Raw genomic sequence first — 22,541 nt, forward strand, 5'->3', positions numbered from 1 at the left:
ATCTGAAGATGCCACTACCCAAACGGTCGATGCGTATCTCAGTTCCATCCAGAATCCGGGAAATGGGGCGCACTGAATTTTTGGATCTTTCGATAGTGCGTAGAAGTCCATCCGTACACCTCGACGCCATTGTCCAGCGTCTTCACGAGGATCCTTTCGGTTTCCGGCCGACCGGGAACCCTATACTCCCTCGCCCCTGCCCACCACGGGTACTCACGCCCTCCGTAGATGTCATGCGACTGAATTTTCCCAGCCTTCACGTCATCATAGGCAGAGGCGATCTTGTTGTTCATCCCCGGCGGAAGGGGATCGGACAGCTTTCCGTTCGAGCAGTTGTGAACGAGTACCGGCGTCTCGCCCGCCAGCACATGGTACGTGTGCAGGTCATCGACCGTGAGGTTGTGGACCCGCTTGTGCTGGGTCCATGTGCGCACGGCGCTCACCTGGATGTAGGAGCCGTTTCCGGTCTGCAGCAGCAGTCCGGGGACGATTTCCTTGGCGTAGAGCCACTTGCCCAGTTCGGGCGCCCAGAACGGGTGTCCGTCCGTTGCGACGACCTTGCCCGGATCTCCGCCGGAGTTGGTGACGGTGATCTCGACCAGGTTCTTCTCGCCCTCGCCGGTAATGAGCGCGGTGACCGTGCGCGGGCCGTTCTCTCCCGTCACCGGGTCGGTGGCGGTGACCTTGTCGCCGATGCGCACCTGGCCTATGGCCTTGTGGTTGCCATCGGCCATCACGACCAGGGTGTCCGGGGTGAAGCTGTTGCCGGTGGTGCCGCAGCTGCCTGGCGTGTTGTCGGCAGCCTTGGGGGTGGATCCGCTGTCGGCCGGCTTGGGTGCGGGAGGGCTGTCCGCCGCCTTGGGTACGGGTGCGGTGTCGGCCGCTTTGGCCGCCTTGGCCCCGTCGACGGCGTTGCCCGCGTTCTTGGCGGCCTGTGCGGCGTCGAGCGCCATGTTGCCGAACTTCGCCGCGTTCGCCCCGTAACCGGCGCCGGGGATGGCCGCAGCAGCGGAGAGGGCGGCCAGGCCGTAGTTGCCTTCCGCGGCGTACCAGCCCGCGTTGGCCAGGTCGGCGGCCTCACCTACGACCGGGACCATGCCGACGACGTCGAGAGTGGTGTGGCCGATTGTCTTCCAGGACGGCATCTTGGGCCACTTGCCGGTCGGGTCGGTGAGCTTGACCGGGTTGTTGTGGGTGTAGGTGTAGGCGGCGAGGTTGCGCGGCTCGGCGATGCCGCCCGCCATGCCCCCGTCGAGGTAGTCGGGAAGCACCGGGTCGGTGCTCGCCCAGAGCTGGGTCCTTGGGTTGTAGTAGCGGGCTCCGTAGTAGTAGAGCCCGGTCTCCGCGTCGAGTTCCTTGCCGGTGAACTGGTACGGCGTGTCCGCCTGTCCGGTCCGTTCCTCCACCCAGGTTTCCCCGTACGGGAAGTACTCCAGGTGCTCGGTGACCTTGCCCTGCTTGTCGGTGACATATCCGGAGGAGCCGATGTGGTCGGCGTGGAAGAACTGCTGGGTGTCCTCGGGACCCGTGGTCTCGACGGTTTTGGTCGTCACGCGGCTGTCGCCGACGAAGACGTGCTTGTAGCCGGTGGTGTCGCGTTCGCTGTAGTAGCGGTTCGGGTACAGCGAGAGCCCGTCCTCGCTCCGCTTGACGAGGCGGTCGCCCTTGTCGTCGTAGACGTAGGAGACGGTGGCGCCGGCGCAGCCGCTCGGGTCCTGCGTGAGGGTGCCGGTCGCTGTGTCCTGGTTGCAGACGAGGCGGTTCTCCTCGTCCCACACGTACTGCCGGCGCTTGTCGGTGACGGCCGTGTTGACCGTGCCTGTCAGGTTGCCGTTCGCGTCGTAGGCGTGCTCTATCGGACCGACCTTGGTCGGGGCATGCGGCCTGGCTCCGTCATAGGCGTATGTGTAGGCGTACGTGGTCCGGTCCTGGACGTCGCCCGGGTTGGACGGGTCCTCGACCGGTTCGATCGGCCCGGCTCCGCCGCCTCCGACCGGGAAGGCCGGGGTGCCACCGGTGACTTCGTGGGTCTGCGACTTGAGCGTGGTGTTGTGGATCGAGTCGTAGCCCAGGCTCAGTGTGTACGTGTTGACTGCGTTGTTCTTGTCCGTGTACCGGCCGGACGCGGAGGTGAGCCGGTACTGATCGTCGTATCCGTAGGTCTGGCTGCTCGGACCGCCGATGTCCCCGCCCTGCGGCGCGTTGTTCGCCAGCGAGGTGATGTTGCCGATCTTGTCGTACGTGTAGCCCAGGTTCTGGAACGCGGTTCCGCCCGGCGCCACGGACTTCAGTGCTCCGAGTCGGCGGTCCTCGGTGTCGTAGGTGTAGGTGGTGCGTACCCCGTTGCCGGTCTGCTGCAGGATCTTCTGGCCGAACTTGTCGTAGTCGAGCCGGTCCAGGTACGTGTAACTGGCGCCGTTCTTGGATCCGGTGGCCCGGCTGACCTGTCCGCCCGAGTCGTAGTCGTAGGTCAGGACCTCGCCGTCGGGATAGGTCATCTCCAGCACACGATGGAAGGCGTCGTAGCGCCAGGCGGTGGTGTAGGTGCGCGGGGCGTCGCGGACCGCGGTGATGGTGCGGGTCTCCTTGATCACCTCGCCCAGCGCCCCGTAGGAGCGCTGCACCGTTCCCGCCGCGTCGTGGACCTCGGTGACGCGCGAGGCCGCGTTGTCCGGTGCGCCGGGGGCTCCGTACTCGTAGGAGACGTTGTTCTCCGGGAACGTCGGGTAGCGGATGGCCTTCAGCCGCGAGTACTCGTAGTCGTACTCGACGGCCTTGTCCGCTGCCCGCAGGTTCGCGGTGGTCTTCGACGTGACGTTCCCGGCAAGGTCGTAGCGGGTCTCGGAGCGCCCGGCGTCCGGGCTGTCGAACGAGACGCGGCGTCCCAGCGCGTCGTAGCCGGCGCGCGTGACGTTGTTCTTGTCGTCGGTGATCGTCGCGACCTGACCCATGGGGTCGTACGCGTAGCTGGTCCAGATCTCCGAGGAGCCGTTGAACTCCTTCACCGAGGTGGTGGCACCCCGGACGTCGGTATAGGTGCGGCGCTCCTTGCCGTTGCCGTCGGTCACCGTCCGCTCGAAGCGGGCCGTGCCCGACCGGTCCTCACCGAAGCCGTATCCGGTGCTGGTGACGACGCCGTCCGGTTGGACGGTCCTGACCGAGCGGTCCAGGACGTCGAAGGTCTCCTTCGTGGGTGCCACGGAGTCGAAGGAGGCGTTGAACGTGGTGTTCGCGGCTCCCTTGTCCTCGGTCACCGGGTAGTACTTCTCCACGGCGCGGCCGAGGTGGTCGAACTTCAGCCGGCCGGAGACCGTCATCACCTGGGTGGGCGTCGCCCCGGGCGAGGCTGACACCGCGGCGTCCTTCTTGGTCTGCAGGGCACGCTTGAGGCCGTCGCTGAAGGTGACGGTGTCGATGGTGTCGTCGCGTAAGCCCGAGGCGGCACGGTCGAGGTGCTTGGTCGTGGCGTACGGGACGGTCGCCTCCGGGTGGTAGCCGAAGGTGATCGTGGCCTGGTCGCCGTCCTTCTCGTAGGGCCCTGTCACCTTGTCGAGGCGGCCGACACTGTCGTAGGACATCCGGAGCGGCTGGCCATTGTGATCGGTGTTCAGCTCGGGCTGGCCGTATTTGAGGTTGTACGCCGTGGACGAGCGGTAGCCGAAGGTGTCTTCGATGGACTCGACGTGTACGCCGACGGTGGTGTCGTAGCCGTACTCCAGCTTGTAGCGCTGCCCCTTCGCGTTGGCCGGACCGGTCACCGATTTCAGGTTCCCGTCCGGGTGGTACGTCAGGTCGGAGGCGGCGGCGGTGTCTTTGTCGAGGTACTCGCGTACCTGGTGCACGGCGCCGGTCACGCAGTCGACAGTGGATTCGCGGTGGCGGAGGAGTGCGCCGGTGGCCGCGGCCTTCTGCCGTATCGCGTCGGCGATGCCGACGAGGTACCGGTCGCGGCACCGCGCGTCGGAGCCGCTGTACGCGTAGGTGGTCTCCAGGTCGTCCGCGGTGCCCTCGTCACCCGTGTCGAGGGTGCGGGTGACGTTGCCGTACTCGTCGTAGGAGAGGTCGGTGAAGGTGGACTTTCCTGCGGCGGCCGCGCCTTCGTAGTGCTTGTCCTCGACGCGGGTGAGCTGGGGGAAGACGGTGGCGGTCCGGCTCTTCGGGTCGGCTTCCTGGTCTGTGGAGGTGTCAAACAGCCGGTAGGTGTTGAGTGTCTCGCGGTACGGGCGGCCGGCGCCGTCCTCGGTCAACGTGCGGGCGAGCAGGCCGCGGCTCACGTAACCGTCGGTGCGGTACTCGTCGGTCACCGTGCGACGAACGGCGTCGCCCGCACCGGAGTCGCGGTCCTCGGTCACCACGCGGCCGAAGCCGAGGAACTCGCGCTCCAGCCGGTCATAGCGGCCCTGGTCGTAGTGGAAGGTGGTCAGCCGCGTGTCGGCACCGTCACCCGCGAGCCCGTCGAAGACCGAAGTGCGGGCCAGCACCCAGCGGCTCTCCTGCATGTCGGTCGTGTTGCCCGATCGGGTGTAGTCCAGGTCGATACGGGCGCCCATCGGCCTGCTGACCGAGCGCAGCAGGTTGGTGCGACCGGTCTTGTTGACAGCGACCAGGAGTTCGTCGTCCCGGGTGGACTTGACGTGGTCGGCCAGGCCGTCACCGTTCACGTCCCGCAGGCTGGTCTCTGCCCGGCTGATGCCGGTGGAAGCGTTGACGCCGGGGTTGAAGACGAAGACGCCGACGGGAGTGGGCAGGCCGACGGTGAAGTAGACGCCCCCGCCGAGACTGGCGTTCTTGTCGACGGCGATCTGGGGGAAGCTGCCGCGGAAGGGGGCGGGCGCGGTGAAGCCGGTGCCGGTGTTGACGGCGACCTTGATCGGGTTGGCCCCGTCGGTGAACACCCGGTCGGTGAGGCCGTCGCCGTTGACGTCCGTCATGCTCGCGTTGGTGTACGAGGTTCCCAGCTCCGCGGACACTCCGCCCGCGAAGCCGTAACGGTCGACGTTGAACCCGAGGTTGACGCCGGTGTTGCGGGTGGACGCGTCGTTGATCGGTCCGGCCGACCAGGGTTCGCGGGCGGCGAAGGAGTAGCCGAGGTTCAACTGGGCGTCGCCGTTGCCGAACACCTTGTCCGGCAGCCCGTCCCCGTTGATGTCGATCAGGTCGACGCGGACGTCGGACTCGCCGCCGCCGAGGCTGCCGCCGATGCCGAGCGACGGCTGGACCGCGCCGGTGGTGGCGGTGTTGGCGCTGGTGCCCGCGTCGGGCGCGGCCATGCCCAGCGCGCTGGCGATGGTCGCCGTCTCGCTGCCCGCGGAGAGCGACACGTTGCCGGAGACGTTGTCCGCCTCGCGGACGTTGCCGCCGAGGGTGCCGCGCGTGGCGCCGAGCGCGCCGTTCATGTCGGAGAACTGGATCTCCTTGGCGCCCACGACGTCGGGGTAGCTGTCGCCGTTGAGGTCGAGGTAGTCGACCGAACCCGCGGTGATCCCGCCGACCACGGTGCCGCCGAACGGGCCGGCCGCGAGGGTGGCGGACACCTGGCCGGTGACACCGCGGCGCATCACCGCCCGGTCGCCCGCCACGTCGGCGTCGGTGACGACGTCGATGGTGTCCGCGCCGAGGCGGGAACTGGTCGCCATCGCGGCGGTGACCCAGGAGGACTGGTCCTGAGCGGCCCAGCCGCCCTTGGCGGGAACGGGGGCGAACACCGCGAGGCGCGGCATGTTCAGCCGGGGATTCGCGGCGAACGGCGCGACGTCCGCTTCCTTGGGCTCCTTGGGAAGCGCGTCCTTGAAGCTCTGGTCCAGCGTGAGTTCGGCCTGCTTGAGCGGTTGGGTGGCGCGGTCGCGGTTGCCCTGGTAGCCGATCACACCCCAGCCGCGGTAGGGCTGGGCGAAGGCTCCCTGCCCGACCGAGACGTGCAGGGCGCTGGGCGCCGGGGTGAAGGCCGGGAAGCTGGAGGTCACGTCGTAGGTGACCGAAGCGGACTGCTCGACGAGCTGGGCGAGCAGCCGGTTCTCCGTCGTGGAGTAGTCGATGTAGAGGTCGTCGCCGGCGGTGACCGGCACGGTCAGGTCCAGATTCTTGCCGCTGAAGGGGGAGGCGTCCTTGGCTTGGAAGATCCGTTTGCCGACCAGTTGCCCGCCGCGCTTCTTCACGGTGAGCGCGATCTTGGCGTCGCCTTGGAGGGTGAAGCCGAAGGAGACCTTCGGCCGCACCTTCAGCTGGCCGGTCCTGGTCGCCTTGAAGGTCTGCTGCGGCACGGTGAGGGTGTTCGCCGGGTACATGTCCATGTCGTACGGCGGGGTGATCACCAGCGTGGGGTCGCCCGCGGCGTCGACGACCGACTCGACCCCCTGAGCGGCCGTGTAGTGCGCCTTCGGCGCCCAGCTCACCGCCGAGGCGTCGATCGGGGAGTCGGTCTTCAGCTTCCACGACATCTTCTCGAACGTCCTGACCGGAATGCTCAAGTCGATCGCGGTGGTGCCGGTCGACGCGGCAGGCAGGACCTTGCTGAACACCTCCGTGCCGGCGTGGACACCGTTGCCCTTCTCGATCACGACGGTCACGTCGTCCGAGGTCGCCTTGGACTTGACCACGTCACCGGTCAGCCGCAACGTGCCGTTCACCGGCACGGTCACCACGGACGGCCTGCCACCGAAGGTGAAGTCGTCCGACGCACGGAACACGGTGTTCGCCAACCCGTTCGCGTCCGTGCCGGCCGGCAGGTCGGTGTAGGTGATCTCCGGGTCCCACGCCACGGTGTCGTACTTGCCGTCGAGAATGGACTGGGTGCGGAAGTAGAGCGCGTCGCCCTTCTTCACCGGGATCGACGCCACATTGCCCGGGGTGAACTCGCTGTGGTCGTCGGGGCCGATCCGCTGCGCCCAGAGTTCGGCGTCCTTGTGCTGGATGGTGACCCGCACGCCGTCGGCCTTGGTGTAGGCCGCCCGCGCCTGCGAGGGGTCCTGGGTCAGCTGCACGCCGCCGTCCACGCGGACGCTGCCGTCGAACGGTGCGACCCAGCGGCGCACCGTGTCAAGGAGAGGCGAGTTGTCCACCTGCTGGTTGAACTGCGCGGTCTGATCGCCGACGATCTCGCCGGTCACCGCGCCGCCCCCGATCGGCACCGGGGTGCGCGTGGAGTCCGCGCTGTAGGCGGGTTGTCCGTTCGCGTCCAGGTAGCCGAAGAGCACGCCGCCGTTGTTCACCAGGTCGGCTATGCCGTCGCCGTTGACGTCGCTGAAGAACCGGTCCGAGGTGGTCGTGGTGCCCACGAAGTCCAGCTGGGCCGAGGTGGTGAGGACGTACGACTCGACGCCGATGGTGCCGGACAGCGTGCGCTCGGTCGAGATTCCCGGAAGGTCGGTGAGCTTGATCGGCGCGGCACCGAACTTCGGCTCACCACCTGGTGTGGCCAGATTGGGCCGGTAAAATACGTCCTTGCCCTTGCGGAACACCTTGTCAGGCAGGTTGTCGCCGTTTACGTCGGCCAGCGTCGAGAGGCCGTCGGACTGGCCCGCGCTGAACCCGACCTTCAACCCGACGGAACCCTCCTTGGTCGTCAGCCCCTGCACGTTGTAGCCCGCGAACAGGTGCGCGCCGAAGCCGACCGACGTGTTGGCTGAGATCGCGCTCGCCTCGCCTTCGCGGATGTTCACCCCGAGGTCGTCGTCCGGCACCGACCAACCCGCAGCGTCGGCGAAGGCGGTGTAGTTGCCCGACGGGTCGCGCACGTCGTCGAAGTAGTCGAACGTGTGGGTGTTGAACAGCTTGTTGCTCTCGCTGAACTGCGACACCGAGGTGAGCAGCGTCTTGGCGAACGCGCCGGTCCGGTAGTTCAGTTCGTAGGCGCGGATCAGCTGGTCGTCCAGCTTGACCTCGACGCGCCGCAACAGGTCGGCGGTGACCTTCTTGAACCCGTACTTGGCGTCGATCCGCACGTCCGCCCGGCGGGGCTCGCCGCGCTCACGGTCCCGGATGAACGTCACCGAGTACCTGCCGTCGGTGTCGCCGCGGCCGGTGTAGGTGATCTTCTGCGGGTACAGTTCGCTGCCCGGCACCGTGGCGCCCGCCGTGCCGCCGTCGGCCACCTTGGCGTACCGGTAGCGCATGACGTTGTCGTTGCCGTCGCGGATCTCCCGCGCCGCCCAGGTGGCGACGCGTCCCTTGCCGTCGGCCAGCGTGCTGTCGGCCGTGCCGCCGAAGAGCGTGCGGACACCCTGCTTGTCGGTGACCTCCCACCAGTAGTTCGTGGGGCTGTCGCCGTGGCGCACGATCCGGTCGAACCGGCCCTCCACCCGGGAGTGGAACACCTTCTCCGCGGTGCGCGCCTGCAACGCGCTCCGGTGCGCCACCGGGGTCAGCTGCTCGCCGTTGAACAGGTAGGTCTCGGTCTCAAGGCCGGCGTCGTAGCGCGGCACACCCCACCGTGTGTCGACCGTGATCATCGGGGTGGCGAGATCCCACCCGACGCCGAGCCACCCGTTCGTCCCGGACGAGTTGTAGGTGACGGCCAGACTCGGCTCCAGGCCCGCGCGGCCCTTCGGTACCTCCAGCGGGTACGACAACCGCGCGTCACCGCTGTTGTTCGCCGAGGGCGCCTCGACCAGGTTCACCCCGGAGCCGGGGTCGGCCGCCTTGATGTCCTTGATCTGGTTCGGGTTGAACGACGTGCCCTCCGGCCCTTCCGGCCCGGTGACCGCCGACCCGGCGTCCGGCCCCGTCGTGGCGGCGCTGCGTAACAGTTCGGGCGAGGTCAGCCCGGACATGGTGAGCACCATGGCCAGGATGATGGTCACGCCCGTCCGGCCGCGGACCACGCGCTGGACAGTCATCAAAGAGCCCCCCGTAACGCCGGACATCCCCCGGAGCACGAGTCGTCCGACGACCCTCCGCCCCCATTACTAGCGAACGGTAGATCCCGAGCAGATTCGTTCGTACACGCTTTCTGGACAAGACCAGCCCGGGTGGTCACGATCCGGCAACGGGAGTTCTGACCGTTGTGGGGCCGTACTTCTCACACCAGGCCGAGCGACCGCAGCGCGCGGCGCTGACCTGGTGTCGGCCTGACCGGCCAGAAGAGGTAGCAGACTCCGCCCGTACCGCTTCTGACCTTGCCGTTCGCGTCGTAGCGCTTGGTCCTCAACCAGATGTTCTCCCACTCGCGCCGTGCGTAGACCCGGCGGACGGCCTCGTTGCTGGGGGACGCGGGGTCGTTGGCGATCACGTCGCCGGTCTCCGTGAAGCCGATCACGGTCATCAGATGGCCCGAGGTGCCGTAGCCGGCGCCGGCCAGTTCCTCCTTGCGGAAGGACTGGGACGTTATGGCCGGAATGCCCGCCCGGATCAGGGTCTCCAGGTCCGTGAGCGAGCGCAGCCGGGTCACCACCGCGTTCATGTCGGGGTAGGTGGCGGCGTACGCGGCGTTGAAGGGCCAGTTGCCGCAGCCCTCGTACTGGTGGTCGTAGGTGAAGCGGGCCGCGTGGCAGACCTGGGGGTCGGCGAAGTCCGGGTCGACCCAGGCGAGGTCCTCGGCGCGGGGGCTGCGGCCCCAGTACTCGACGATCATCTGCGAGGAGGTCGGGCTGCACCAGGCCTCGCCGCCGTTGTCGTACTCCGGGTACTGGCCGACATGGGTGTTCTGGGAGTAGCGCGGCACCGCCAGTTCACGGGCGAGGCCCGGCGTCGAAGCGGGCACGGTGAAGCGGTCGGGGATGTCCGAGGCCATCGCGCCGAGCCGCCACACGGTGGGCGTGAGACGGGTGCCGGGGGTGCGGTACAGGGTCAGGCGCAGCTGGTGCGAGACGAGCCGGAGGCCGCTCGCGGGATCGTCCACGGCGAAGGTGTCGGTCCAGATCGAGCTGCGGCCGTCGCTCTGGTCGTCGACCGAGGTGCGCCGGATGTCGCCGTCGCCGGACGCCCAGCGGCCCATCACGTACCAGGGGGTGGCGGTGGCGTCGGTGTAGGTGCCGCGCATCTCGATCTGGATCCAGGTGCCGGGCGGGGTCTGAGCGTTCCAGGAGGCGATGACCTCGGTGGCCGGGACGGAGGAGGTGTGCACCGGGGAGGTCCAGGTCGCGTACTCCCAGGTGGAGACCGTACCGGTGTGCGGGTCGGTGTAGTCGGTGACGCCGGCGGGGGCGCCGATCGCCAGGCCGGGGCGGCGGCCGAGGACGGGCCGGGTGCCGGCGCGGGTGCCGGTCCACCAGTCGGTCCAGGAGGTCCAGAAGCGGTGGTCGACGAGGCCCGGGTCCGGGGCGGGGCGACGGTCACGGTCGTCCGCGACGGCGGCCGGCGCGGTGGAGGCCACGGCGGTGCCCGCGACGGCGGCGAGGGCGGCGGCGAGGACGGTTCTGCGCGGAGCGGAGTCGGTCATGAGCGGTGACGACCTCCAGTCGGGAGCGACGGATCGGAAGCGACCGATGGCGGCGAGGGCCGCGCGAGCGTGGACCACTATCGCCGGTCCCCGAGCGCTTCGGCCAGCGATTCGGCACGCGTCGCCGGACCAATATTGGTCTCCACCACTGGCAGCCCCACGCCCCTGACCTGCGATACCTACCGGCGGAATCGTTACGCTTGCCTCATGACCGACGGGATCGACCTCGACCGCGCCGCCGCCGCGCTGCGCGCCCTGCCGCCCTCCTGCGGGCCGGTCGGGCTGATCGCGGTCGACGGCCACGCGGGCTCCGGCAAGTCGACCTTCGCCGCCCGGCTCGCCGGCCGACTCGACGCGCCGGTGCTCCACCTCGACGACCTCGCCAGCCACGCGGAGCTCTTCGCGTGGACCGGGCGGATGCGCGAGGAGGTGCTCCTCCCCCTCTCCCGGGGCGAGACCGCGCGCTATCACCCGTACGACTGGAATCTGCGGACCTTCGGCGCACCCCGGGAGCTGCCCCCGGCCCCGGTCGTCCTGGTCGAGGGAGTCGGCGCGGGACGGCGGGCGCTGCGCCCCTTCCTTGCGGCGCTGCTGTGGATGGAGCGGGGCCCCGAGGAGTCCTGGGCGCGGGGCCGGCACCGGGACGGACCTGCGCAGAGCGACTTCTGGGACGGATGGACGGTGGCGGAGACTCGCCACTTCTCCGAGGACCCCTCGCGCCCCTTCGCCGACACCCTGGTACGGGAGTGTCCAGGGGGATACGAATGGCTCACTGGGCCCTCAGTGACAGCGGGCCCGAACCAGTTCATCACAGAGCGTGATACCGCTCGCGCGCGGAAATGAGTAGCCGAAAGGCGACTTCCGCAAGTGCTTCAACTCCGCTTGACCCAAGGGGCGTACAGGTCTTACGTTCTCAATGTGCGGCTTTTCGGAGCCGCCGCGGACGCGAAGCCCCCGGTTGTTCCCCCGTGATCGGGGGCTTCGTTCTGCCCTGATCATCCCTTTCTCCGCGCCGTCGACGACCTTGATGCTCACCCAGGGTCACGGCTACCGGATCATGCGCTTCTCCTTAATAGCGCCCCCTCTGCGCAGGTACGATGCCCCTCGGTGGGGTCAATTCCCGTCCACGAGAAGGCGGTTCTGTACGGCTTCCGGCGGGCACCCGCCAGCCGGGACAGCAAGCGGGGGCACGTTTTGTGGGGGACCCGATGGACATCGGCACGCAGGGCGGACCGGCCCCGGCCGAGCTCGCCTGGCTGCGGGGAGTCGACGCCTACACCATGGGCGCCTATCCGCAGGCGGAGGAAGAGTTCCGGACGGCGGTACGGATCGACCCCGGCATGGCGGACGCCTGGCTCGGGCTGCACGCGCTGCGGGTGGACACCACCACCGCGCTGCTGCGCATGTACCGCAACCGCGACCGGTTCGGCGAACAGCGCGCCCGCCACCGCCGGACCCTGAACTCCTGGTACTGGCTGGGCTGGTGGGTGCAGCCCGTCCTGGAGAGCCCGCGCGACCTGCTCCTCGCGCACGCCTCGCACTGGCTCGACGGCCGCCATGTGCCCGAGCTGGACCGGGCGTTGGCGGGCCTTCCGCCGGTCGACACCGATCCCCAGGTCCGCTTCCTGCACGCCTGCCGGTCCTATCTCGTCAAGGACTGGGACCAGTTGGTCCGGCACACCGAAACCCTGGTCGACGATCCCCTCCTCGGCATCGAGGCAGGTCTCTTCGGCGGGATGGCCCGGGTCCGCCTCGAGATGTTCGGCCAGGCCGAACCGCTGCTCTCGGCCGCCCTGATGCGCTGCCGCAGCGAACAGCCGCAGCGCAAGGAGCTGCGCTACTGGCTCGCCAGGGCGCACGAGGGCACCGGGCGGAGCGCCGCCGCTCTCCCGCTCTACCGGGCCGTCCACCGGATCGACCCCGCCTTCATGGACACGGCGGCCCGGCTGGCGGCGATCACCGAGTACGACGGGTTCGAGGGACCTGACGAGACCGCGGGGCTCGCGACCGTCGCGCTCGGCGGGGTCGGTCAGGACACCGCTGCCGACGCGGCGCAGACCGACGTCGACGGCCCGGCCACCGACCCGCCGCGGCTCGGTACGGAGCCCCCGGCCCCGACCGCCCCCGCGGGACCGCCCGAGCCCCCCGACGTCGTACGGCAGAAGGCGTCCCTGCCCGCCCAGCCCGCCCCGCCGCGGTTCCCCGCGAGCCCCACCGACCCCGCGCTGCTCGCCGAGGCGCTCGCCGAGCTGGAGCGCATGGTCGGGATGGAGCCGGTGAAACGCCAGGTCAAGGCCTTGTCGGCGCAGTTGGAGATGGCCCGGCTGCGCGCCGGGCAGGGGCTGCCCGTCCAGCCGCCGAAACGTCACTTTGTCTTCTCCGGCCCCTCGGGCACCGGGAAGACCACCGTCGCCCGCATCCTCGGCCGGGTCTTCTACGCGCTCGGGCTGCTCGGCGGCGACCATCTGGTCGAGGCCCAACGGTCCGACCTCGTCGGCGAGTTCCTGGGCCAGACCGCGGTCAAGGCGAACGAGCTGATCGACTCGGCCATCGGCGGGGTCCTCTTCGTGGACGAGGCGTACTCGCTCTCCAACACCGGCTACAGCAAGGGCGACGCGTACGGCGACGAGGCGCTCCAGGTGCTCCTCAAGCGGGCCGAGGACAACCGGGACCACCTCGTGGTGATCCTGGCCGGCTACCCGGAGGGCATGGACCGGCTGCTCGCCACCAACCCGGGGCTCTCCTCCCGCTTCACGACCCGGGTCGACTTCCCTTCGTACCGTCCGCTGGAACTGACCGCGATCGGCGAGGTCCTCGCGGCGGCGAACGGGGACGGCTGGGACGAGGAGGCGCTGGACGAGCTGCGCTCGATCAGCGGGCACGTCGTGGACCAGGGCTGGATCGACGAGCTGGGCAACGGCCGCTTCCTGCGCACGCTGTACGAGAAGTCCTGCGCGTACCGCGACCTGCGGCTCGCCGGGTACCCGGGCACGCCGACCCGCGACGACCTCGCGACACTGCGCCTCGCGGACCTGATGCAGGCGTACGGAGAGGTCCTCTCGGGACGCCGGGGGCCGCGGGACCCCTCCGCGTGACCCGGCGCCGGACCCCTCGGCCCTACCGCCACCGGACCCCTCGGCCCGACCGGCGCCGGGCCCCACGAGGGAGACCGGCGCCGGGCAGAGTCCGCCTCAGGCCGTGAGCACCTGATCGGCCGACGACGCCGACGCGCGGTGGGCGGGGTCGCGGACCTCGCCCACCAGCATTTCCAGCACGTCCTCCAGGGCGACCAGGCCGAGGACCCGCCCCGACCCGTCCGCCACCTGGGCGAGATGGGTGGCCGCGCGCCGCATCACGGTGAGCGCGTCGTCGAGCGGCAGCTCGGACCGGACCGTCGCCATCGGCCGCCAGACGTGCTGCGGCACCGCGCGTTCCCGTTCCTCCAGGTCCAGGACGTCCTTCACGTGCACGAAGCCCATGAACGTCCCGCGACCCTCGGCGCACACCGGGAAGCGTGAGTAACCCGTGCGGACGGTCAACTCCTCGATCTCCCGGGGCGTGACCGCCGGGGTGACCGTCACCAGGGCAGCCGGAGCGATGAGGACGTCCGTGACCGGGCGGCTGCCCAGCTCCAGGGCGTCCCCGAGCCGCTCCTGCTCGACCGGGTCGAGGAGCCCCGCCTGACCCGCGTCCGCCACCAGCCGGCCGAGCTGGGCGCTGGTGAAGACCGCCTCCACCTCGTCCTTCGGCTCGACCCGGAAGGCCCGCAGCACCAGACCGGCGCACGCGCCGAGCGCCCGGGTGACCGGCCGGCAGAGCCGGGCGAAGCCGACCAGGGCGGGGCCGAGCCAGAGCGCGGTCCGCTCCGGCGCCGCCATCGCCAGGTTCTTGGGCACCATCTCCCCGATGACGAGGTGGAGGAAGACGACCGCGGCGAGCGCAAGCACATAGCCCAGCGGATGGATGAGCCCGGCCGGCACGCCGACGGCGTGGAAGACCGGTTCGAGGAGGTGCGCCACGGTCGGCTCGGCGACCGCGCCCAGGGTGAGAGAGCAGACGGTGATGCCGAACTGGGCGGCCGCCATCATCCGCGGCAGGTTCTCCAGGCCGTACAGCACCTGGCGGGCCCGCTTGCCACCGAGCGGCTCGATCTGACTGCGGCGTACGGAGACGAGCGCGAACTCGGCGCCGACGAAGAAGCCGTTGGCCACCACCAGAAGGGCCGCGAACAGCAGTTGGAGCAGGCTCATCGGACCGCCTCCGCCGCCGCGGACGGTTCGGTGGTCCGGACGATCCGCACCCGCTCGGCGCGGTAGCGGTCGACCTGGCGCACCATCAGCCGCCAGCCGGGGAGTTCGGCGCGGTCGCCGGGGGCCGGGATGCGGCCGAGGAGATCCGCGACGAGTCCGGCGACGGTCTCGTACGGCCCGTCGGGCACGTCGAGCCCTATCCGGTGCAGGGTGTGCACCCGGCAGGAGCCGTCGGCCTCCCAGGCGGGGTGGCCGTCCTCGGCGGCGACGGCGGCCAGTTCGGGCCGCTCGTCGGCGGCGGTGTCGTGCTCGTCGCGGACCTCTCCGACGAGCTCCTCCACGATGTCCTCCAGGGTGACGACCCCTGCCGTGCCGCCGTACTCGTCGACGACGACGGCGATCGGCTGCTCGCGCCGCAGCCGCTCCAGGAGCACCTGCGCGGGCAGGGTCTCCGGGACGAGCAGCGGCGGGACGGCGATCCGGCCGACCGTGGTGCGGTGGCGCTCCTCGGGCCGTACGGCGAGGGCGTCCTTGAGGTGGACCATCCCGACGATCTCGTCGATCCGCTCGCGGTAGACGGGGAAGCGGGAAAGGCCCGTCGCCCGGGTGAGGTTGAGGACGTCGGCGGCGGTGGCGTCGGACTGGAGGGCGCTCATCCGCACCCGCGGGGTCATGGCCTCCTTGGCGGTGAGCCCGCCGAGCGTGAGGGTCCGTACGAAGAGATCGGCGGTGTCCTGTTCCAGGGCGCCCGCCCGGGCCGAGTGCCGGGCCAGCGCGACCAGCTCGCCGGGGGTGCGGACGGAGTCGAGTTCCTCGGTGGGCTCGACGCCGAACAGCCGGACGAGCCGGTTCGCCACCCGGTTGAGCAGGGCGATGACCGGGCGGAGGAGCGAGGAGAAGAGGTGCTGCGGCCCGGCGACGAACCGGGCCACCTGGAGGGGGCGCGAGACCGCCCAGTTCTTCGGGACGAGCTCGCCGACCACCATCTGGACGGCGGAGGCGAGCAGCATCCCGACGGCGACCGCGATCGCGGAGACCGCGCCGTCGGGCAGTCCCGTCGCGGTCAGGGGTCCGTCGAGGAGCTGGGCGAGCGCGGGCTCGGCCAGCATGCCGACGACGAGGGAGGTGATCGTGATGCCGAGCTGGGTGCCGGAGAGCTGGAAGGACAGCTCGCCGAGCGCCTTGACGACGGTGCGGGCGCGCCGGTCACCGGCGGCCGCGGCCCGTTCGGCCTCGGGGCGTTCCACCGTGACGAGGCCGAACTCGGCGGCCACGAAGAAGCCGTTGGCGAGGATCAGGAGGAAGGCTGCGGCGAGCAGCAGAAGGGGGATGATCATGCCGCCGCCTCCGTGGAGGGGGCGGCGCGGGTACTACCGGACTTTCCGTCCATTGCCGGAGGGAGTCACTCCTCGGTTCGCAGGGTGGCCCCGCGGGCCGCCGGCGGCGGCCTTGCACATGCGAGGCGGTGGTGCCGCTGGGCACCACCGCCTCCAGATTAGTCACGGGACCCCCGCCGGGGGCAGGGGGTCGGCCCCGTATGGGGGATCCGCCGGGGTTCCGTCGGGGATCCGCCGGGGGGATCCCTCCGGGTTCAGTCCGGGCTCAGTCCGCGTCCGGCCCGGTGCCGCGGCTGTCGGCCAGGGCGCGCAGAGCGCGGGCGTCCCGGATCGCCTGCTCCCTGGCGATGCCCGGCTGGATGCCGAGCGCGGGCATGCTGGTGCCGTCGCTGAGGTCGAGGAAGACCCAGGGGTCGCCGGGGCGCAGGTTGACCTGGAGGATCTCCGCCCAGGCCAGCCGGCGGGTCCGGGTGATGTTGACGACCGTGACCCCGCTGTCGTCGGCGACGACCTTGGGGCGGCTCAGCATCACGAGGACACCGAGGAAGAGCGCGCCGACGAAGATGAAGCTGACCCGCTCCGCGGGGCTGAGCCGCTCCAGCATCAGCGTGACCGCGGTGATGACGGCGAACATGACCGTCCCGATCGTCAGCAGGACCGCGCGGGTGCGGCCCGGCCGGAAGGTGACCGGGAGTGCGGGCAGGGTGGGCGTCGGGGCGTCGGACATCGCTGTTCCTCGGTGCGGTGCGTACGTCGGTGCCGGGCGGCCGTCAGAGACGGCAGGCGTGGATCGCCGTCGTCAGGATCGCGCGGGCGCCCAGCTCGTACAGGTCGTCCATGATCCGCTGCGCGTCCTTGGCGGGGACCATGGCGCGGACGGCGACCCAGCCCTCGTTGTGCAGGGGCGAGATGGTCGGCGACTCCAGGCCCGGGGTGAGGGCGACCGCCTGCTCCAGGTGCTCGGCGCGGCAGTCGTAGTCCATCATCACGTAGCTGCGGGCCACCAGGACGCCCTGGAGGCGGCGCAGGAAGGTCTGGACCCGGGCGTCCTCGGTGCCGGCGCCGGACTGGCGGACGACGACGGCCTCGGAGGTCAGGATCGGGTCGCCGATGACCTCCAGGCCGGCGTTGCGCAGGCTGGTGCCGGTCTCGACGACGTCCGCGATGATCTGGGCGACCCCGAGCTTGATGGCGGTCTCGACGGCGCCGTCGAGGTGGACGACGGAGGCGTCGATGCCCTGGTCGGCGAGGTGCTTGGCGACGATGCCCTCGTAGGAGGTGGCGATCGTCATGCCGTGGAAGTCCTCGGGACCCTTCGCGGTACCCGGGCGGGTGGCGTAGCGGAAGGTCGAGCGGCCGAAGTTCAGCGGGAGGATCTCCTCCGCGTTGGCCCCGGAGTCCAGCAGCAGGTCACGGCCGGTGATGCCGATGTCCAGCTTGCCGGAGGCCACGTAGATGGCGATGTCCTTCGGGCGCAGGTAGAAGAACTCGACCTCGTTCTCGGGGTCGATGACCACGAGTTCCTTGGACTCCTTGCGCTGCCGGTAGCCGGCCTCATGGAGCATCGCCGACGCAGGTCCGGACAGTGAACCCTTGTTGGGGACGGCGATGCGCAGCATGGGGAGAGCTTCCTTTGCCTGGGGAGTGTTCGGGGAGGGGGTGGTGCGTGGACGTGCGCTCGGCGGCGGTACGTCAGAGATGGGCGTAGACGTCGTCGAGCGAGATCCCGCGGGCGACCATCATCACCTGGACGTGGTACAGCAGCTGCGAGATCTCCTCGGCGGCGGCTTCCTTGCCCTCGTACTCGGCGGCCATCCAGACCTCGGCGGCCTCCTCGACGACCTTCTTGCCGATGGCATGGACGCCCTTGTCCACCAGTTCCGCGGTACGGGAGGTGGCCGGGTCGCCGGTCTCGGCCTTGAGCTTGAGCTCGGCGAAGAGCTCTTCGAAGGTTTTGGGGGTTCGGTTCGCCATGATGGTCCTAAGAGTACGGGGTGCCTGGCTGCTACTCAGCGCCAGGGTTCGCTGACCGTCCGCAGGGTGGTCGCGGTGGCGACGGCGGCGGTGACGGCCTCGTGGCCCTTGTCCTCGCGGGAGCCTTCGAGACCGGCCCGGTCGAGGGCCTGCTCCTCGTTGTCCACGGTCAGGACACCGAATCCGACGGGTACGCCGGTGTCGATCGAGACCTGGGTGAGGCCGTGGGTGACGCCCTGGCACACGTACTCGAAGTGCGGCGTTCCGCCGCGGATGACGACGCCGAGCGCCACGATGGCATCGTAGCCGCGACCGGCGAGCACCTTCGCCACCACCGGCAGCTCGAAGCTGCCGGGGACGCGCAGCAGGGTCGGCTCGTCGATGCCGAGCTCGTGCAGGGCGCGCAGCGCGCCGTCGACGAGGCCGTCCATGATCTTCTCGTGCCACTGGGCCGCGATGACGGCCACGCGCAGGTCGCCGCAGTTCTTCACGCTGAGGACGGGTGCGCCCTTGCCGCTCATGTCTCTCCTTGTGCCGTACTGATCGGTGGATCGGTGGGGTTACTGGTTTCCGCAGGTGGACGCGGTGGACGCGTCCAGCCAGGGCAGGTCGTGGCCCATCCGGTCGCGCTTGGTGCGCAGGTACCGGAGGTTGTGCTCGCCCGCCTGGACCGGCATGGCCTCGCGGCCCTGGACCTTCAGGCCGTGCCGGGTGAGGGCGTCGATCTTGTCGGGGTTGTTGGTCATCAGGCGCAGGCTGCGGACGCCGAGGTCGCCGAGGATCTGGGCGCCGGCCGCGTAGTCGCGGGCGTCGGCGGGCAGGCCCAGCTCCAGGTTGGCGTCGAGGGTGTCGCGGCCGCGCTCCTGGAGCTCGTACGCGCGCAGCTTGGACAGCAGGCCGATGCCGCGGCCCTCGTGGCCGCGGAGGTAGACCACGACGCCGCGGCCCGCCTCGGTGATCCGGTCCATGGAGGCCTGCAGCTGGGGGCCGCAGTCGCAGCGCAGCGAGTGGAAGATGTCGCCGGTCAGGCACTCGGAGTGGACCCGGACCAGGACGTCCTCGCCGTCGCCGATCTCGCCGTGGACGAGGGCGACGTGCTCGACGCCGTCGACGGTGGAGCGGTAGCCGTACGCGGTGAAGTCGCCGTGGGCCGTGGGCAGCTGGACCTCGGCCTCGCGGCGGACGGTCGGCTCGGAGGAGCGGCGGTACGCGACGAGGTCCTCGATCGAGATGATCGTGAGGCCGTGCTTGCGGGCGAACGGGACGAGCTCGGGCAGCCGCAGCATGACGCCGTCCTCGCCGGCGATCTCCACGATGGCGCCGGCCGGGCGCAGGCCCGCGAGGCGGGCGAGGTCGACGGCGGCCTCGGTGTGGCCGTTGCGGACCAGGACGCCGCCGGACTTGGCGCGGAGCGGGAAGATGTGGCCGGGGCGGACGAAGTCGCCCGGCTCGTGGGCGCCGCTCGCGAGCATCCGCAGGGTGGTGGCGCGGTCGGCGGCGGAGATGCCGGTGGTGACGCCGTGGGCGGACGAGGCGTCGACGGAGACGGTGAAGGCGGTCTGCATCGACTCGGTGTTGCGCTCGACCATCTGCGGGAGCTGGAGCCGCTCCAGTTCGTCGCTCTCCATCGGCGCGCAGATCAGGCCGCGGCACTCGCTCATCATGAAGGCGACGACCTCGGGGGTGGCCTTCTCGGCGGCGATGACGAGGTCGCCCTCGTTCTCGCGGTCCTCGTCGTCGACGACGACGACCGGGCGGCCGGCGGCGATGTCGCGGATGGCCTGCTCGACCGGGTCGAGGGAGAGGTCTTCGGCGTCCCAGGGGGGAAGGGCGCTGATCGGCCGGCTCATGCGTGTGCTCCTTCCAGAGCCGAGGGAGCCGTACGCGTCCGGAGCCACCAGTCGCGCAGGCCCCAGATGACGAGGGCGAAGTAGATGACGTAGACCAGGCCGGAGAAGGCGAGGCCGCTGTTGAAGGCGAGCGGGACGCCGACGAGGTCGACGAGGAGCCAGGCGAACCAGAACTCGACCAGGCCGCGGGCCTGGGCGACCATCGCGACGAGGGTGCCGACGAAGATGTACGCGTCGGCCCACGGGGACCAGGAGAGCGACGGGTAGAGGGTGAAGAGGCCGCCGACCGCGAGGGTGCCGAGGACGGCGCCCGCGAGGAGGTAGCCGCGCTCCTTCCAGCTGGCGAAGCGGACGGCGATGGAGCCGTCCTGGGCCTGCTGCCGGCCGCGGTTCCACTGCCACCAGCCCCAGGCGGCGACGCCGATGACGAGGAGCTGCTTGCCGACGCCGCCGCTGAGGTGGGCGGAGGCGTAGGCGCCGACCAGGATCACGCCGGAGAGCAGCTGGGCGGGCCAGGTGAGGATGGAACGGCGCCAGCCGAGCGCGAGGGCTATCAGACCGATCGTGTTGCCGATCATGTCGGACCACATGATGTGCTGGTCGAGGACGGTGAACGCCTCGGAGTTGAGCCAGTTCACTTGAGGTTCCCCCCGGCGTTCGGGCCGAGCAGCCGCTCGACGTACTTGGCGATGACGTCCACTTCGAGGTTGACAAGTGCGCCGCTCTGCTTGATGCCGAGCGTGGTCAGGGCGAGCGTGGTGGGGATGAGGCTGATGGTGAACCAGTCCTCGGCGGCCTCGACGACGGTGAGGCTGACGCCGTCGACCGTGATCGAGCCCTTCTCGACGACGTAGCGCGAGAGGTGGGCGGGCAGGGCGACCTTGACGATCTCCCAGTTCTCGGAGGGGGTCCGGTCGAGGATGGTGCCGGTGCCGTCGACGTGGCCCTGGACGATGTGGCCGCCGAGCCGCTCGCCGACGGCCATGGGGCGCTCCAGGTTGACCCGGGAGCCGACGTCGAGCGCGCCGAGGGAGGACCTCTTGAGGGTCTCGGCCATCACGTCGGCGGTGAACTCGCCGTCGCCGTGCTCCACGACCGTGAGACAGACACCGTTGACGGCGATGGAGTCGCCGTGCTTGGCGCCTTCCGTGACCAGGGGGCCGCGCAGGCGGAAGCGGGAGGCGTCCGCCAGCTTCTCGACGGCGGTGACCTCGCCCAGCTCTTCGACGATTCCGGTGAACACGGTCAGGCTCCCTTGAGGGTCGCGGTGATACGGAGATCGGGTCCGATGCGCACGGTCTCGGTGATGTCGAGCCGCAACGCTTCGGCGATGGTGGTGATTCCGGCGTCGGCGAGGGCGTGCGGGCCCGCGCCGAGGAGGACCGGGGCGAGGTAGCCGACGACCTGGTCGACGGCGCCCGCGCGGACGAAGGCGGCGGCCAGGGTGGGCCCGCCTTCGAGGAGGACGGAGCGGACGCCCTGCTGGTGGAGCATGGCGAGGAGCTCGGTGAGGTCGAGGCCGCCGCCGGGAGCGCGGGACAGTCTCCACGTCTCGGGGAAGTGGACGGTCTCCTCGATCAGCATGTCCTCGGCGACCGCGATCACGGTGCGCGCCGCGTCGTCCAGGACCCGGGCGCCGGGCTTGACGGCGCTCGCCTCGGTGTCGACGACCACCCGGAGCGGCTGGACGGCGCCTTCGACGCCGCGGACGGCCAGGTGGGGGTCGTCAGCGCGGGCGGTGCCGGAGCCGACGAGGACGGCGTCGGCCTCGGCGCGCAGCCGGTGGACGTCGGCGCGGGACTCGGCGGAGGTGATCCAGCGGGAGGTGCCGTCGGCGGCGGCGATGCGGCCGTCGAGGGTTGCGGCGTACTTCCAGCGGACGAAGGGGCGGCCGAGGCGTACGGAGGTGAGCCAGGCGAGGTTGCCGGCCTCGGCCTCGTCGGCGAGCAGCCCGCCCTCGACCTCGACACCGGCCGCGCGCAGGGTGTCCGCACCGCCCGTGGCCTGCGGGTTCGGGTCTCCGACCGCGTAGACGACGCGGCGCACGCCGGCGTCGATCAGCGCCTGGGCGCAGGGGCCGGTGCGGCCGGTGTGGTTGCAGGGTTCGAGGGTGACGTAGGCGGTGGCGCCACGGGCGCGGTCGCCGGCCGCGCGCAGGGCGTGGATCTCGGCGTGCGGACCGCCCGCCCGCTGGTGGTAGCCCTCGCCCACGGGCTGTCCCGAGGCGTCGAGGAGGACGCAGCCGACGACCGGGTTGGGGCTCGTGGAGCCGAGGCCGCGGGCGGCGAGCGCGACGGCGCGTCGCATGGCGGTGATGTCGGCGTGCTCCGCCACCGGGTCCTCCTGCCTCTTCGGGCACGGACTCCGGGGCCTGTCGATGACGACAGAGAGCGGGTACGACGGTTCGCACAGGGGTGCCGAGGCCGGACACACCGGTCGCCGACAAGGGCGACCAGCGGCGAAACGGCCGACAGCGCCCGCGGAGAAGGGTCGCCCGCCGCGCACTGCCTCCCATCCGGACTTTCACCGTCGGTCCAGGAATTTCACCTGGTCAACCGGCCGCTGGCTGCGGACGGGTCGCGGACTATACCGCCGGTTCGGAATTACACCGACCCCGGAGTGCGCTGCTGCTGATACAGGGCCAGTGTGCCACGGCCGGTCGTCGGCCATGCGGGCGAGGTCCTGTGGGCTGGCTCACAGGGCACAAACCTTCCCTTCTTTGGTCCAGACCTATTGACGCACTGGTCTAGTCCTC

The 22,541-nt window shown here is 70.4% G+C and carries 14 protein-coding genes and 1 riboswitch; of the genes, 2 read left to right on the plus strand and 12 right to left on the minus strand.

Features of this window, described 5'->3' with window-relative positions; all coding sequences use genetic code 11:
• Window positions 1-38 precede the first annotated feature (38 nt).
• Both ACF09C_RS20635 and ACF09C_RS20640 read right to left on the minus strand, forming a co-directional pair.
• The gene (locus tag ACF09C_RS20635; protein WP_392093100.1) at window positions 39-8,834 is read right to left on the minus strand and encodes a SpvB/TcaC N-terminal domain-containing protein; all 8,796 of its coding nucleotides are present in this window, start codon (window positions 8,832-8,834) and stop codon (window positions 39-41) included.
• Between the two features lie 182 nt (window positions 8,835-9,016).
• Window positions 9,017-10,375: a peptidase C39 family protein gene (locus tag ACF09C_RS20640; protein WP_392093102.1), complete on the minus strand. Its 1,359-nt coding sequence runs from the start codon at window positions 10,373-10,375 to the stop codon at window positions 9,017-9,019.
• A gap of 207 nt (window positions 10,376-10,582) precedes the next feature.
• Here ACF09C_RS20640 and ACF09C_RS20645 point away from each other — a divergent pair, with 207 nt between their 5' ends.
• Together ACF09C_RS20645 and ACF09C_RS20650 are read left to right on the plus strand one after the other, a co-directional pair.
• Entirely contained in the window at window positions 10,583-11,218 is a 636-nt protein-coding gene (locus ACF09C_RS20645; protein ID WP_392093103.1) for a uridine kinase, read from the plus strand.
• 365 nt (window positions 11,219-11,583) lie between these two features.
• A complete protein-coding gene (locus ACF09C_RS20650) occupies window positions 11,584-13,470 on the plus strand; it encodes an AAA family ATPase (RefSeq protein WP_392093105.1) in 1,887 nt (628 codons plus the stop codon).
• 96 nt (window positions 13,471-13,566) lie between these two features.
• Here ACF09C_RS20650 and ACF09C_RS20655 read toward each other — a convergent pair whose 3' ends face one another.
• From ACF09C_RS20655 to ribD, 10 genes are all read right to left on the minus strand, one after another.
• On the minus strand, window positions 13,567-14,625 hold the full coding sequence (locus ACF09C_RS20655; protein ID WP_392093106.1) for a hemolysin family protein: 1,059 nt from the start codon (window positions 14,623-14,625) through the stop codon (window positions 13,567-13,569).
• Window positions 14,622-15,962, minus strand: coding sequence for a hemolysin family protein (locus ACF09C_RS20660; RefSeq protein ID WP_392093108.1), 1,341 nt, complete (start codon window positions 15,960-15,962; stop codon window positions 14,622-14,624). The genes ACF09C_RS20655 and ACF09C_RS20660 overlap by 4 nt, the downstream gene beginning before the upstream one ends.
• A gap of 265 nt (window positions 15,963-16,227) precedes the next feature.
• Window positions 16,228-16,689, minus strand: coding sequence for a PH domain-containing protein (locus ACF09C_RS20665; RefSeq protein WP_392093110.1), 462 nt, complete (start codon window positions 16,687-16,689; stop codon window positions 16,228-16,230).
• Window positions 16,690-16,732: 43 nt separating this feature from the next.
• Complete coding sequence (hisG, locus tag ACF09C_RS20670; RefSeq protein WP_392093112.1) at window positions 16,733-17,581, minus strand: ATP phosphoribosyltransferase; 849 nt, start codon at window positions 17,579-17,581, stop codon at window positions 16,733-16,735.
• A 73-nt stretch (window positions 17,582-17,654) separates the two neighbouring features.
• Window positions 17,655-17,936, minus strand: coding sequence for a phosphoribosyl-ATP diphosphatase (locus ACF09C_RS20675; protein ID WP_392093113.1), 282 nt, complete (start codon window positions 17,934-17,936; stop codon window positions 17,655-17,657).
• Between the two features lie 35 nt (window positions 17,937-17,971).
• Window positions 17,972-18,457, minus strand: a complete 486-nt coding sequence (ribH, locus tag ACF09C_RS20680) for a 6,7-dimethyl-8-ribityllumazine synthase (RefSeq protein ID WP_260231098.1) — start codon at window positions 18,455-18,457, stop codon at window positions 17,972-17,974.
• 39 nt (window positions 18,458-18,496) lie between these two features.
• Complete coding sequence (locus ACF09C_RS20685) at window positions 18,497-19,786, minus strand: bifunctional 3,4-dihydroxy-2-butanone-4-phosphate synthase/GTP cyclohydrolase II (protein ID WP_392093115.1); 1,290 nt, start codon at window positions 19,784-19,786, stop codon at window positions 18,497-18,499.
• The gene (locus ACF09C_RS20690; protein ID WP_392093660.1) at window positions 19,783-20,376 is read right to left on the minus strand and encodes a nicotinamide riboside transporter PnuC; all 594 of its coding nucleotides are present in this window, start codon (window positions 20,374-20,376) and stop codon (window positions 19,783-19,785) included. The genes ACF09C_RS20685 and ACF09C_RS20690 overlap by 4 nt, the downstream gene beginning before the upstream one ends.
• Window positions 20,377-20,420: 44 nt before the next feature.
• The gene (locus tag ACF09C_RS20695; protein ID WP_392093117.1) at window positions 20,421-21,029 is read right to left on the minus strand and encodes a riboflavin synthase; all 609 of its coding nucleotides are present in this window, start codon (window positions 21,027-21,029) and stop codon (window positions 20,421-20,423) included.
• Between the two features lie 2 nt (window positions 21,030-21,031).
• The gene (ribD, locus tag ACF09C_RS20700; RefSeq protein ID WP_392093119.1) at window positions 21,032-22,120 is read right to left on the minus strand and encodes a bifunctional diaminohydroxyphosphoribosylaminopyrimidine deaminase/5-amino-6-(5-phosphoribosylamino)uracil reductase RibD; all 1,089 of its coding nucleotides are present in this window, start codon (window positions 22,118-22,120) and stop codon (window positions 21,032-21,034) included.
• 163 nt (window positions 22,121-22,283) lie between these two features.
• Window positions 22,284-22,413: riboswitch (FMN riboswitch) on the minus strand.
• Window positions 22,414-22,541 lie beyond the last annotated feature (128 nt).

It is taken from the genome of Streptomyces sp. NPDC014870 (assembly GCF_043081505.1).
Classification (GTDB): domain Bacteria; phylum Actinomycetota; class Actinomycetes; order Streptomycetales; family Streptomycetaceae; genus Streptomyces.